Source organism: Thermococcus sp. EP1 (assembly GCF_001317345.1).
Lineage (GTDB): Archaea > Methanobacteriota_B > Thermococci > Thermococcales > Thermococcaceae > Thermococcus_A.
Genome location: NZ_JXCG01000003.1, coordinates 13,393 through 26,314, shown reverse-complemented (window position 1 = coordinate 26,314; position 12,922 = coordinate 13,393). Strand labels below are relative to the sequence as shown.

At 39.5% G+C, this 12,922-nt stretch carries 16 protein-coding genes and 2 tRNA genes; 5 read left to right on the top strand and 13 right to left on the bottom strand.

What is annotated here, in order from left to right; genetic code table 11:
- Nucleotides 1-28: 28 nt before the first annotated feature.
- On the bottom strand, nucleotides 29-484 hold the full coding sequence (locus tag EP1X_RS02855; protein ID WP_055281540.1) for a 30S ribosomal protein S15: 456 nt from the start codon (nucleotides 482-484) through the stop codon (nucleotides 29-31).
- 215 nt (nucleotides 485-699) lie between these two features.
- Here EP1X_RS02855 and cas6 point away from each other — a divergent pair, with 215 nt between their 5' ends.
- Nucleotides 700-1,434 (top strand): CRISPR-associated endoribonuclease Cas6, encoded by a 735-nt coding sequence (gene cas6, locus EP1X_RS02850; RefSeq protein WP_055281539.1) that lies wholly within the window; start codon nucleotides 700-702, stop codon nucleotides 1,432-1,434.
- Here cas6 and EP1X_RS02845 read toward each other — a convergent pair.
- On the bottom strand, nucleotides 1,406-2,302 hold the full coding sequence (locus EP1X_RS02845) for a glycosyltransferase 4 family protein (protein ID WP_055281537.1): 897 nt from the start codon (nucleotides 2,300-2,302) through the stop codon (nucleotides 1,406-1,408). The two genes, cas6 and EP1X_RS02845, sit on opposite strands and share 29 nt — an antisense overlap.
- Before the next feature lie 76 nt (nucleotides 2,303-2,378).
- On the opposite strand from EP1X_RS02845, the gene EP1X_RS02840 reads away from it, so the two are divergent.
- Together EP1X_RS02840 and EP1X_RS02835 are read left to right on the top strand one after the other, a co-directional pair.
- Nucleotides 2,379-3,701: a glycosyltransferase gene (locus tag EP1X_RS02840; RefSeq protein ID WP_055281535.1), complete on the top strand. Its 1,323-nt coding sequence runs from the start codon at nucleotides 2,379-2,381 to the stop codon at nucleotides 3,699-3,701.
- A gap of 5 nt (nucleotides 3,702-3,706) precedes the next feature.
- Nucleotides 3,707-4,066: a DUF2304 domain-containing protein gene (locus EP1X_RS02835; protein ID WP_055281533.1), complete on the top strand. Its 360-nt coding sequence runs from the start codon at nucleotides 3,707-3,709 to the stop codon at nucleotides 4,064-4,066.
- A 1-nt stretch (nucleotide 4,067) separates the two neighbouring features.
- Here EP1X_RS02835 and EP1X_RS02830 read toward each other — a convergent pair whose 3' ends face one another.
- The 4 genes from EP1X_RS02830 to EP1X_RS02815 all read right to left on the bottom strand — a co-directional run bounded on the left by EP1X_RS02830 (nucleotide 4,068) and on the right by EP1X_RS02815 (nucleotide 5,995).
- Complete coding sequence (locus tag EP1X_RS02830) at nucleotides 4,068-4,610, bottom strand: cytidine/deoxycytidylate deaminase family protein (RefSeq protein WP_055281532.1); 543 nt, start codon at nucleotides 4,608-4,610, stop codon at nucleotides 4,068-4,070.
- Between the two features lie 50 nt (nucleotides 4,611-4,660).
- Nucleotides 4,661-5,443: a M48 family metallopeptidase gene (locus tag EP1X_RS02825; RefSeq protein ID WP_055281530.1), complete on the bottom strand. Its 783-nt coding sequence runs from the start codon at nucleotides 5,441-5,443 to the stop codon at nucleotides 4,661-4,663.
- 6 nt (nucleotides 5,444-5,449) lie between these two features.
- The gene (locus EP1X_RS02820; RefSeq protein WP_055281528.1) at nucleotides 5,450-5,815 is read right to left on the bottom strand and encodes a BlaI/MecI/CopY family transcriptional regulator; all 366 of its coding nucleotides are present in this window, start codon (nucleotides 5,813-5,815) and stop codon (nucleotides 5,450-5,452) included.
- A gap of 102 nt (nucleotides 5,816-5,917) precedes the next feature.
- Nucleotides 5,918-5,995, bottom strand: a tRNA-Lys gene (locus tag EP1X_RS02815).
- A gap of 102 nt (nucleotides 5,996-6,097) precedes the next feature.
- Here EP1X_RS02815 and EP1X_RS02810 point away from each other — a divergent pair.
- Nucleotides 6,098-6,185: transfer RNA gene (locus EP1X_RS02810), tRNA-Leu, on the top strand.
- A 54-nt stretch (nucleotides 6,186-6,239) separates the two neighbouring features.
- On the opposite strand, the gene EP1X_RS02805 is transcribed toward EP1X_RS02810, so the two are convergent.
- Complete coding sequence (locus tag EP1X_RS02805; protein WP_055281526.1) at nucleotides 6,240-7,463, bottom strand: PLP-dependent aminotransferase family protein; 1,224 nt, start codon at nucleotides 7,461-7,463, stop codon at nucleotides 6,240-6,242.
- Between the two features lie 73 nt (nucleotides 7,464-7,536).
- Between EP1X_RS02805 and gyaR the strand changes: the two genes are divergently transcribed.
- Nucleotides 7,537-8,541 (top strand): glyoxylate reductase, encoded by a 1,005-nt coding sequence (gene gyaR, locus EP1X_RS02800; protein WP_055281524.1) that lies wholly within the window; start codon nucleotides 7,537-7,539, stop codon nucleotides 8,539-8,541.
- On the opposite strand, the gene EP1X_RS02795 is transcribed toward gyaR, so the two are convergent.
- Genes EP1X_RS02795 through EP1X_RS02770 form a run of 6 tightly spaced genes read right to left on the bottom strand, consistent with a single transcriptional unit; the run spans nucleotide 8,519 to nucleotide 12,921 of the window.
- Nucleotides 8,519-9,238, bottom strand: coding sequence for a DUF72 domain-containing protein (locus tag EP1X_RS02795; RefSeq protein WP_055281522.1), 720 nt, complete (start codon nucleotides 9,236-9,238; stop codon nucleotides 8,519-8,521). The two genes, gyaR and EP1X_RS02795, sit on opposite strands and share 23 nt — an antisense overlap.
- Before the next feature lie 23 nt (nucleotides 9,239-9,261).
- Entirely contained in the window at nucleotides 9,262-9,720 is a 459-nt protein-coding gene (locus tag EP1X_RS02790) for a 4Fe-4S dicluster domain-containing protein (RefSeq protein WP_055281521.1), read from the bottom strand.
- A 1-nt stretch (nucleotide 9,721) separates the two neighbouring features.
- Nucleotides 9,722-10,690, bottom strand: a complete 969-nt coding sequence (locus EP1X_RS02785) for a respiratory chain complex I subunit 1 family protein (RefSeq protein ID WP_055281519.1) — start codon at nucleotides 10,688-10,690, stop codon at nucleotides 9,722-9,724.
- Nucleotides 10,687-11,925: a nickel-dependent hydrogenase large subunit gene (locus EP1X_RS02780; RefSeq protein ID WP_055281518.1), complete on the bottom strand. Its 1,239-nt coding sequence runs from the start codon at nucleotides 11,923-11,925 to the stop codon at nucleotides 10,687-10,689. Before EP1X_RS02780 ends, EP1X_RS02785 begins: the two co-directional genes overlap by 4 nt.
- The gene (locus tag EP1X_RS02775) at nucleotides 11,918-12,478 is read right to left on the bottom strand and encodes an NADH-quinone oxidoreductase subunit C (protein ID WP_055281516.1); all 561 of its coding nucleotides are present in this window, start codon (nucleotides 12,476-12,478) and stop codon (nucleotides 11,918-11,920) included. The genes EP1X_RS02780 and EP1X_RS02775 overlap by 8 nt, the downstream gene beginning before the upstream one ends.
- Nucleotides 12,475-12,921, bottom strand: a complete 447-nt coding sequence (locus tag EP1X_RS02770) for an NADH-quinone oxidoreductase subunit B family protein (protein ID WP_055281514.1) — start codon at nucleotides 12,919-12,921, stop codon at nucleotides 12,475-12,477. The genes EP1X_RS02775 and EP1X_RS02770 overlap by 4 nt, the downstream gene beginning before the upstream one ends.
- Nucleotide 12,922 lies beyond the last annotated feature (1 nt).

Sequence of the window (12,922 nt, the reverse complement as noted above, 5' to 3'; positions counted from 1 at the left end):
ATCACCTTAATAATAAAAAGGTGAAAAATCAGCGGACAAGCAACTTTGCCTGTTCTGGATCATATCTCCACTTGGCTGGTAACTTTCCAGTTCCTCTGTAGTACTTAACAAGTCTTCTGATTTTGCTTTCTGTGAGTTGAAGTCCTCTTCTTGAGTGAAGATCCTTGGGGTGCTGTTCTAAGTGCTTCCTTAGTTTAACTGCTTTCCTGATAAGGAACATTAAATCCTCTGGTAACTCTGGTGCGAGACCATTTTCATCGAGAATCTGAGTTATCTTCTTTCCAGTGATAAGCCTAACACTAGGTATTCCATACTGGTCTCTCAAAATAGTACCAATCATAGCAGCACTGTAACCTTCTTTCCTAAGTTTGATAACAAGATTCTCAACCTCTTCAGCAGTATATTCCACCCAAGTAGGTGGAGCAGTCCTCGGTGGTTTTTTTGATCCAGATTTTCCTCTCTTTCTTGCATGTAACCGTGCCATTTACAACACCTCCCGGTGACGGCCAGCTCTAGCCAGCCGTCCCTTATAAGATAGCCAATAGTGGGTGATAAAAGGACTTTAAAAAGTTTGCCCTTAACCTCCTTTTTCATCTGCCCTTTTCAATTTGTTAAAAAACAAGCGAGGATACTATTTCCATTCGAAATTCTTATTAACACTAAAAGCAAAGATAGTATTTGAAGCGGAGGGGGAAATTAATGAGAATTGAAATCAAGCTTAAACCAGAAAATAAGAATCTTATAGTTCCCTTCAACTACAATGATGAAATTCATGACCAATTGCTCGAAAAGATATTCCTTGCAGCACCAGATTTAGCTGAAATATTGCAAACAGAATACAAGGACTATTTTACCTTCTCTAGGATAATGATTAGAGAAAGAGAAATTATTCCAGAAGAGGGCATTAAAGTCCTCTCAGATGACGTGTCCCTCTATATATCCTCCTCACTTACCGAAATCATAAAAGCAATTGCAGAAGGCTTTGTCTCAAATCCTATTCTCAAGGTGGGTAATGCTACCTTTTCGATGGTCAATATTGAAATACTCAGAGAACCACAGATATCTGAAGGCACACTCTTCTCGACACTAAGCCCCATTGTTGTTAGAACTGCCAAATTTGAAGATAATAAGGTAAAGATCTGGGATTTATATCCTAACAGTCCTGGATTTCAGGACAAACTTAGAAAGATTATGCTCACAAAATTCTCAGAAATATATGGAAAACTCCCAGAGGATACCGATTTTCACATAGATGTCATAAAATTCAAGCCAGTACGAATAAAAGTGGGCAAAACATACTATAGAGGATCACTGATGGTCTTTAGATATTACGGTTCAAAGGAGATAGCAAAATTTGGATACGAAAATGGATTTGGAGATAAAACCAGTTATGGGTTTGGTATGGTTAAAGTGATTGAAGAAGAAGAGCAATAATGCCTAGAAAAGCTTCTATTGTCCATACTATTGCAACAAGTTGATATTCCTTCACTTTTTTCATTCTCATTATAAGGCCTAAAAAGGTTAGATAGGGAGGAGCTTTAAGTGTGCCATCTTTCTGAACCTCTGTTTTACCTAGAGGCCTACCTTTAAATCGTATCTTTGTCTTAAGGAGAAAGTCTACAAAATGTGGAAGGAGAAGAATTGCCACAAAGAGTTCAACTTTTCCCAAAATCCCTACAATTCCTATTAGTGCCCCTAGAGACAAAGTACCAGTATCACCTGGGAAAATCTTTGCTGGATATTTGTTCCACCATAAAAATCCTAACCCAACTGCTGCCCCTGTAAAAGCCAAAACCTGTGCACTCCCAGATGTTATTAACCCTAAAAAGAAAAGGGCTATTGTTGAAGTCCCAACTTCTAATCCATTAAAACCCGCCAATAGATTCACCAAGTTTGCGGCTCCAGTTATAAAAAGAACAGAAAAAATGTAATAAAGCACGCCAAGTTCGATCGAGAATAATAACAAATCTACGTTGGTGCTTAAGGGTAAAGAGAATACTATGAGAGATGCTAATAACGAAAGCACAACTTTATGTGATTGTTTCAATCGGGTTATGTCATCAAGTATACCAATAATTCCAAAGAGCACGAAAATTAAGATGGCCTTACCTATTGTTTCATTTAAAATTATGAGCAAACTTAAAGGAAGTGAAATCAAAAACACTATTCCCCCCATCTCTGGTACTTCAGGTTTATCCAATTTATGAATGTCTCTACCTAAAATGCCTGCTTCTCTCATTAGTGAAGCAATATATGGCGTGAGGATCAAGGAAAGGAAAATTCCAATAACCGCCGTTATCATTATAATCCCTCACGCTAAATTGGGGAATAGATTAATAACTTTTCCGATGCTATCTAATAAAGGGTCGGTGGAGAAGATGGATATCCAAGTGGTGGTCTTCGATCTCGATGGAACACTCATAGGTGCCCCAATGGACTTCAAAGAAATAAAAGAGAGACTACAAAATAAATTACTAGAAGAAGGGATTCCAGAAGAGCTGATAGGTAATTTAACTCCCATGTATGAGACACTAATTCGGATCTCCCAAAAGACTGGAATAGATTTTGAATATCTACATTCATTTCTTGTAGAACTTGAAATCGAAAGGGCCAAAGAGAGTTACTTATTCGAGGGGACGAGAAAACTTCTCGAATTTTTAAGAGATAATGGGATAAAATTAGCCCTAATGACAAGGAGTTCTCGCAAAGCCACTGAATTCACTCTGAAAAAACATGGAATTATGAATCTTTTCGACCTCGTAGTAACACGAGACGATGTTCCTTGGAAGGAAGTAAAACCAAATAATGGACACCTAAAGGCCATTTTAGATCATTTTAAAGTTCCCTCTACAAAAACTGTGGTGGTAGGGGATCATGGATACGACTTGATTCCTGCAAAAGCCCTAGGAACTTTAAGTGTCCTTGTAACATCTAATGAAAGTGGCAGAATGAGTTTTCAGATAGATGAAAAAGCCAATTTTGAGATACCCACAATAAAAGAGGCAATACCTTTATTTAAACGATTGCTTAACACTTATGTGGTTGTTCCCGCATACAATGAAGAGAAGACCATTGGAATGGTTCTAGAAAGGTTACTAGAATACTTCAAGAAAAGTGAGATTATAGTAATAAATGATGGAAGCAAAGACAGAACAAAAGACATCGCAGAGAAAAAAGGAGTTGTAGTACTAAGCCATCTAGTAAACAGAGGACTAGGCGGTGCCCTCGGTACAGGGATAAAATATGCGCTCCTTAAGGGCGCAGAGATTGTCTTAACTTTTGATGCTGATGGACAACACCGAATAGAGGATGCCTTAAAAGTCATGAAACCTGTAATTGAGGGGAAAGTAGATTTTGCAGTTGGATCTAGGCTAAAAGGAGATGTCACTCAAATGCCCTTTGTAAAACGCCTTGGGAACTCTATATTGGATTTTATAACTGCGGCTTTTGCAGGAAAGTATGTCACTGATTCTCAAAGTGGGCTAAGATGCTTAAATAGAAAATGTGCCTCAAAATTGAGGATAACGTGCGATAGATACGCTGTTTCAAGTGAGATAATAATAGAAGCCGCTAAAAATGGGTGCAAAATTAGTGAAGTTCCAATAAAAGCTGTTTACACAGAATATACTAAAAAGAAGGGAACAAACATCATAGAGGGAATTAAAATCGCCTTTGATTTGATTATAGAGAAGTTGAGGTGATTAAGGTGTACGTTATCCAATATATTGCTATCCTTGCATCTTTGGGAATTATGGTATATGTATTAGGAAAATATGGAAAGAAAGAAATGACATGGCAAGGATTTATTTTCTGGGAATTCCTCCTGATAATCATGCTAATAATCTCTTTAAAGCCTATTGAGACATCGATCTTCATAAAAAACTTATTAGGACTTGGAAGAGGATTAGATGCCCTGTTTGTAGTATTGATTGGACTTAACTACATTCTCATGTTCAGGATATACATGAGAATAGATAAAACCGAAAGAGAAATAACAGAACTCACTAGACAAATGGCTATTGAGCTCCAAGAAATCAAAGAGAGTCTAAAAAAACTTGAAAAATAATTTACTCTGTCAAAAGATCCTCTCTAAAGAGTTCGTCCAAAAATATTTTAACTCTCTCTTTAGGAACCTTGAATTGTCTTATTTTTACAATACCCTTTTTTTGGGCCTCTTTTAGGAGAATTTCAGTAGCTTTATTTGGATACATCTCTTCGTAGACTATCTCCTTAACTCCTGCATTAATTAACAACTTAAAGCAAGTATCACAGGGAAAGTGAGTTACATATACAGTGGCTCCTTCCAAACTTATTCCCTTCCTAGCAGCCATTGCTATAACATTTTGTTCTGCATGAACCGCTCTGTGACAATGCCCATCAACTAATAAACAACCCACATCAATACAATGCTCCATATTTCTAGGCGCTCCATTGTATCCAGTGGCTAAAATATATCCATCCTTAACAGCCACAGCCCCGACCCTAAGTCTTGAACAGGTTGCTCTAAGCCCCACAAGTTTCGCAATAAGCATAAAGTACTCATCCTTTGTAGGACGTACGTTCTTTATGTGTTCTGCTTTTTTCTTGTTGAGAATTATCTCTACTTCCATAATCTCCCCCCATACAAAAATGGTAAAAACTTTAAAAGAATTTTTCAAAATTAATTGAAGATTCTTTCTCTTAAAGTCATTGCATCAACTTCCGCCATTATTCTCCAAATCCTCTCATCATAACTAGGATGGGTAGTGAAAAATGGTTTTTGTGACTTTCTTTCAATACTTGGCTCTATTGAAGGTAACACTGGATCCTTAACAGTAGTTCTTAGATCTTCATAATATTTCAATTCCTCAAGGGCTTCTTTTAATGCCAAAGGTTTTGAAACTAATCTCAGTGCAGTCTCATCCGCCTTGAACTCTCTTTTTCTTAGATGACGTGACCTCTCAACTTCATACGCAATGTAGAGCAATATAGAAACTACACTCACTAATAAACTCTTGGAAAATGCTGTATTCAACAAAGCTAGGCTAAGCATGAGATACCTTAGGTAGGAGATTAATGGAAACATGAGAGTATCACTATTCTTGATGTGCCCTATCTCATGAGCAGCCACGGCAAGAATTTCCTCCTCATCAAGCACTTCAAAAAGGCCTAATGAAAGGACAATTGAATTTCCAAAGGAGTATGCATTCGGGATATAATCATCAAGTATATAAATTTCCGGAGGTGCTATACCCGCTTTGTTTGCCATTCTCATTATCCCATCATAAAGCCACGGCATATCCTCAAAAGAAAGGAGTCTCTGATCCCTTTGGAGAGACCGTCTAATCGTCCAGAAGTAAAGGCCCACAAGAATAAATATTGTGAGTAGAGTAACAGCTAGGCCAATCCTACCCAAATATAATAAGGTTATCAATAGTTGGGCCAAAAATATCAGCTTAAGCATTAACTATCACTTCTTTATTTTTGATAAATATGCTACAGTGGCTTCTTTAAAGTTGTTCATGAGTGCATTGAGTATGCTCTCAACTACTTTCTGTTCAAATTCCTCTTTACTTGTTACAACGCTGTATACGTACTTCATTCCGCCCCTTCCAGTATCCACGCTTCTTTTTAATAGCCCCCTTTCACAGAGCCTGTTCATTAATATGCTCACAGTGGAACGTCTCAGGGTTTCATGAGTTTCTTTAAGATACTCATAGACCTCCCCAGCAGTGGCTACTTTGACTTTCCACATATACTCCATAATCTCCGCTTCCATAGGGGGAAGAATTGCCTTCAACCCATCTTCATTTATTTTGAACTCATGAGGTTCCATGGAACATCTCCTCTCGGGTCTATTTTCTGCTAACCATCTTATTATTATCAGCACCCATACATAAATTTTTGGGTTATAAATAATACTTTAGAAAAGCTCTTTTGGCGGGCCGGGGGGGATTCGAACCCCCGACCTGCGGATTAAGAGTCCGCCGCTCTAACCATGCTAAGCTACCGGCCCACACCCAATCCAATAGGGATTGAAGGCCACTTATAAACCTTTCGGTTAAAGAAGACAGAAAAATTTATAAACAAACTAAGAAGACAAATAAACGGCGCTCTTGCGGGGGTTGCCGAGCCTGGTCAAAGGCGCGGGATTGAGGGTCCCGTCCCGTAGGGGTTCCGGGGTTCAAATCCCCGCCCCCGCACCAAAAATGGCTCTTCTGCGGTGGTAAAAATTAGAATTAAGAGAAAATAAAGGAGATCTACTTACCAAATTTTTCTCTGTACAGCGTGGCAACTTTCTCAATTCCAATTGAAATATCTTCCTTGCTCGGTCTTGAGAAATTGAGTCTAATCGCATTCTTTCCAGTATCATCAGTGTAGAAAGGTTCTCCTGGAACCACTACAACTCCTTCCTTCCCCATTAATTCACTAGCAAAAGCAATCCCATCTGCCCCCTCTGGTAAAAAGAGCATTACAAACATTCCTGCAATGGGCCTTGTGAATTCAGCACTTGGTAAATGCTCTTCAAGAGCCGTTAACATGATATCTCTCTTCTCCTTATAGCCTAAAAGAGCCCCTTTAAGGTGATATTTTTCGAAATATCCCCTCCTTAAATATTCCAGGGCTATATATTGAGAAATGGCTGGAGCACAAAAATCAATGGGTTGCTTTTGCATAAGGACTTTCTTGAGAATCTCTCCCTCAGCTATTATCCATCCAATCCTGAAACCAGTCCCAAGAACTTTGCTTAAAGTTCCAGCAACAATCACTCTCCCATCTTTATCTAAGGCCTTTAAGGGGAGTATGTTCTCTCCCTCGTACTTCATGAAATTATAAGCTGTGTCCTCAATTATCAAAAGATCATATTTTGAAGCTATCTCAAGCAATGCCTTTCTTCTCTCCATACTCATGGTAACTCCCATAGGATTTTGACCTGTTGGGATCGTATAAATGAATTTAATCTTCTGCCCTTTAGTTTTGAGCTCTTTAATCTTCTCCTCTAGAAGATCTACCCTCATCCCATCGTTGTCAACTGAAACTCCTTCAATTTTTGCTCCTAATTGCTCAAAAGCTAGAAGAGTGTTTATGTATGATGGATTTTCTGTGAGAATTACATCACCAGGGTCAATGAGAACTCTTCCCAACAAATCTAGAGCTCCTGTCCCACCTATTGTAATGACGATATTCTCAGGAGATACCTCCAGCTGATCGTGTTTTTTCAAAAATGAGGCAATCTCTTCTCTCAATTCTGGGATTCCATTGGCTGGAGTATACATGACTGACTTCGGTTCTCTTTCAAGAATCTCCTTTGCTATTTCTCCAAGAACATTCCTTGGGATTAAATCTGGGTCTGGATCTCCTGCAGCAAGCGATATCAATTTCGTCCCCTTTTTTTGGAGCTCAGCGGCCTTTTTCATAACCTCTGCTAGAGCTGAACCTTTAATCCAGTTGGCCCTTCCAGCAAGGTATTTAGTGTATTCCATAAGACCCACCAATATTAAAGGTATTCATAAAAATATTTATACGTTTTGATAAACGTCTTCTAGGGTGATATTAATGAAACCAAGGGTTTTTATTACCAGGCAAATCCCAGAAAATGGCATTAAAATGATAGAAAGATACTACGAAATAGATCTATGGAAAGATCAAAGAGAGCCTCCAAGAGATGTACTTTTGGAGAAGATAACGAATGCAGATGCGATCGTAACTTTAGTTACAGACAAGGTGGACAAGGAGCTCTTGGATAATGCATCAAAACTTAGGATAATAGCCCAGTATGCGGTCGGCTATGACAATATAAACCTAGAAGAAGCCACCAAAAGAGGAATATACGTCACCAACACTCCAGGGGTTCTTACTGATGCAACTGCAGATTTGGCATTTGCTCTCCTCTTAGCCACTGCCAGAAGGCTAATAGAAGCAGATCAATTTGTGAGAAGTGGGGAATGGAAGAGAAGCGCTGTTGGATGGCATCCATTAATGTTCTTAGGATATGGTCTTAAGGGAAAGACACTCGGGATAATTGGATTCGGAAGAATTGGACAAGCAGTTGCAAGAAGGGCTAAAGGATTCGGAATGAAAATCATTTATTATTCAAGAAGGAGAAAACTAGAAGCTGAAAAAGAAATCGGAGCAGAATATGTTGACTTTGAGACGCTTTTAGAAGAAAGTGACTTTATAAGCCTTCATGTCCCTCTTACTAATAAAACACATCACATGATTGGAGAAAAAGAACTAAAGATAATGAAACCTACTGCAATTTTAATCAACACTGCAAGAGGTCCAGTTATTGATACGAAGGCACTAATAAAAGCTCTCCAAGAGAGGTGGATTGCTGGAGCAGGGTTAGACGTTTTTGAAGAAGAACCTTACTACAATGAAGAGCTCTTTAAACTGGAAAACGTTGTTCTGGCTCCTCATTTAGGAAGTGCAACACATGAAGCAAGGGAAGGTATGGCAGAATTGGTGGCAAAAAACTTGATAGCCTTTGCAAAAGGAGAAATTCCTCCAAACCTAGTGAACAAAGATGTGATAAACATTAAAAAGCCAGGATTTGAATGAATCTCCTCGCATCTTCGCACATATAAGCGTTATTGAAATAGAGATAGCTTTCTTTTTTATTCCATTCTTTAATCCTGCTTGCAAGTTCCTTTAGTTCTCCCTCCCCATATTTGTGTTTATAAATTATCCTTCCCCTTTCATAAGCCCCATGAAGTCGGTAGTAGTTAATGTCACCTCGATGAACAGGTTTTCTAACAAGAGGATCTGAAACATCAATAAGCTCAAACTCCTTCACAAACTCCTCTATCCCTTTCTCACTCCAGCCTCTAAGTTCTACCGCAATCGTGAAGTCTCTTTTTTCAATTTTAGAGAAGAACTTTTCTGCATTATTGAAGTTTTCCTCAGTTTCCTTAAAACTCTTGGGAAGCTGAATAAGAACAAATTTCGCCCCTAAGATCTCTGCTTCTCTAAGAGTTAACTCCCAATACTTAAAAACGTCTGGGGTTGGTCTTAAGAGGCCCACTTCCGGGGTGGGTTTTACATTGCTTCGTCTCCACGTAGGGCTAGTGGGAGGATGAGTCACACCTTGAAAAGCCTTTATAGAGAATATGAAATCTTTTGGAGCTTCCTGTTTCCATTTCTGAAGAGTTTTATCTTGGATAAGCTTGTAAAAAGTTTGTTGAACCTCTACAGTGTTAAAATCTCGGAAATACTTCTCTCTTCTTTCACAAAAGCCACATGTCCCTACAACTATCATGATAAAAAATAAAGTAGAAGAGGTTAAAGACCTTTTTCCTTAGCTTCTGGTGGTTCTTCTATAAGATTGTCACTATACTTATCATAATCTGCTAGTAAGAAATCTTCGCTTATCGCAAGAGCCTTTACTGCCTTTTCTTCACCTGGGAACTTCTTGCCTGGGCAAACATCCACGCACAAAGCACAGAACATACATCTCGAAACATAATGCCTTATTTTCCTAAGCTCGGGTATCCATTCCATGGCATCCGCTGGACAAACGGTAATACAGAACCTGCATCCAATGCATCTCTCTGGATCATAATGGATCTTTCCTCTAAAGTCTTCTGGAACTGGGACTGGAGGATGTATCTTTACTTCTCCCTTTTGAACCTTCTCAATAAGTGCAGTAACGTTAACAGGAGCATGTTTCACTGGAAAAGGATTAGTGAAGGGCTTTTGAAGTGCTTGTTTTATCATCAGGAACATTGCTTTGGTAGGCATTTCACATCACCTCCACCCATATTAAGAGTAGACCTAGCAAGGCTATTATGTTCACGTAAACCCAGAACAACTTTGAAGCTTGTTCAATTCTGAATCTTGCGAAAGATGTTCTAACTAAGGTCACTGCAGATACGTAGAATAGCAGTACTTTGAATAAGAACCACAAGCCCTCAGCTATATAGAGCATCGGCCCTGAGAGGTTTAGACCAAATAGGTAACTGAGTGTAAATGGTATGAAAAGAACAACTTCTATTGCTATCATTGCAAAGCCCCTTACTGCGTCTGAGAGATAGAATAAAGCGAGATTTCTTCCACTGTACTCAGCGAGCATACCCTCGGCTATTTCTGTTTCTGCTTCAGCTATATCAAATGGAAGCTTCGCAAGCTCTGCAGGAGTTACCCAAAGGAATGCTATTAAAAGTAAGAAAACTCCTAATCCTCCCAATGGACCTACAATAGTCCATACAGGTGTTGAAGCTATAGTGCTTAGTGAAAAGCTCTTGTAGATTAGAGCAAAACCCGTTATCACTATTGCAAATGGCATCTCGTAACTCATCATTAAGACCATTTCTCTCTGTGCACCAACTGAGGAGAATGGACTTCCTGAGGCAAATCCTCCAATTGCCATTGCAAGAGCTTGCAGCGTTAAAAGGTAGAGGATTACTACCAAATCACCATAACCTTCCAAAGGTGCCTTAATAATGCCAAAGGGAATGTAAAGGAGGAGTGTCATTGAGGATGCAAGAGCTAAAACTGGCATTGCATTGAAGATCCATTTTACGGCATTTGCTGGAACTACAGTTTCCTTAAGAAGTAACTTTCCAACATCCCAGAAGGGCTGTCTTATTGGAGGCCCTATCCTTGATGTCATTCTCGCAGAGACTCTCCTATCAATACCCTTGTAAAATAGTCCAAGAAATACTCCAATAAGTGGCATCCCTATCGCATAAAAGATAGTTTCAGGGGTCATCTTCTCACCCCCAGTTCTTTTTCTAGCATCCTTGTTTTTTCGATGGCCCTCTTATGAATGTAAGAGTAATCCAGCATTTTACCCGTTGAATCTTTCACAACTGCTATTCTGTCATTACAGCACATACAAGGATCAATGTATCCTACGACAACGGGAATATCCGCCACTTCAGCACCTAGGAGACAATATGCCCAACTGTTGATATTGTTGTAACTTGGTGCTACCACCTTCCACACTGCGGGACCATCTCTTGTTCCATCGTATCTAAAGTAATGTATAACCTCTCCTCTTGGAGCTTCATGGGCACCTATTCCTTCTCCTTCTGTTTTCTTGATTTTGTTCAAAAGGGCAATATAGTTAGGAATGGCCAGTATCCTTCCTTCAGGAAGGTTGTCGATACAGTACTCTATTATATCTAAACTCTGCTCTATTTCATAAATTCTAACCATAGTAACGTCATAAGCATCTCCTCTAGCTTCACCCACAATGTCCTGCGGCACCACTGCCTTCACATCTATATCTGCATAAGCGTCGTAAGGAATATCTTGTCTGATATCCATCCTCAGACCAGCGGCTCTTGCTACTGGACCTACAAGATTTAATTTAAGGGCTACATCCTTTGAAACCTGTGCCACTCCTCTAGTTCTTGCTTCATATACCGGGTCAGAAAGGAAAACTTCTTTCATGTGTTCAGTGAATTCCCAGTAGTATGTTATCATATCTTTGAGGGCTCTAATATGACTCTCCTTTAAGTCTCTCCTGACTCCACCTATCATGTACATGGAGTAATTTATTCTGTTCCCTGTAATAGCCTCTAAGATATCTAGAACTTTTTCTCTTCCTTTCCACGTCCAGAAGAGTAGAGAGTCAAAGCCTATTTCGTGGGCTATAACTCCAAGCCAAAGGATGTGGGAGTGTATTCTTTCAAGCTCAGCAATTATAGATCTTATGTACTGGGCTCTAGGAGGAGCTTCAATTCCAAGAGCTTTTTCACTGCCTATGACAAATGCATATGGGTGAGAAATTGAGCATATTCCACATATTCTTTCTGATAAATAGAGGGTTTGTATTGCGTTCCTCTTCATACCCATGTACTCTATTCCCCTGTGAGCAAAACCTCTCTTTACATCAACTTTTACTATCTTTTCTCCCTCAACTTCTGCTTCAACCCTAATTGGCTCTTTTAAAGCGGGGTGAATTGGACCAATGGGGACATAATAAGTTGTTTTAGCCACTTTGCTCACCTCGTTCTTTCCTTATTTCTTTAACGCTTTTGTGAGTGTGTTTAATCATGTCATCAACACCATATTCGTCTTTTCTCCACGGATACTTTCCTTCGGGCCAGTCGTCCGGCAAGAAAAGATGTCTCTTGTTCTTGAGACCATCAAATTCAACCCCTAGCATTTCCCTGATTTCTCTCTCGTTAGTTTCAGCTCCCATCATAAGATCCGTTATTGTAGGTAGGACGAGCTCGTTCTTTGGAAGGTCAAATTTTATAACTATGCTCACCTCACCCCAAGGATGCTCGTGGAAAAGTCCAAATGAATAAATCATTCGTATAGATTCTCCAATGTCCTCACCAGTTATGAAGTGTAAGTGAGGATACTCTATCTTGAATATTGCTTCAATTGCCCTCCTGAAGGCACTTTTGTCTATCTCCATCCAAACTTCTTTATAGGTTCTGGGCTTCTTGACTCCCATCTTATATTCTTTGAGCTCATAGTTTAGTATAGCATCTCCAAGCTCCTCTTTTAATCTATCAAAGATCTCCTCAGCAGTTAATGTCATTCTTCCTCCCCCTCCAATTGTTTTTCAAGCTTCTCAAGTTTAAGCCAAGCTTTCACCACTGCATCTATTATGGCCTCTGGCCTCGGAGGACACCCTGGAACATAGACATCTACTGGAATTATTTCGTCTATTGGACCAACTATATTGTATGAGTCATAGAAAACTCCTCCACTGGTCCCACAGTTCCCTATCACTATCACTGCTTTTGGATCTGGCATTTGCTCATAGACACGTCTTAGCTTGTCAGCAAAGTCTCTAGGAATTGCCCCCGTTACCAAAAGCACGTCAGCGTGCCTTGGACTCCCAACGAGTTTTATTCCAAATCTTTCTGCGTCATATCTAGGGGTTAATGCTGCAATTATTTCGATATCACATGCGTTACATGAACCTCCTGAGGCATGAAAGACCCAAAGAGAGCGCTTAAAATTGGTTAGTTTTCCCATA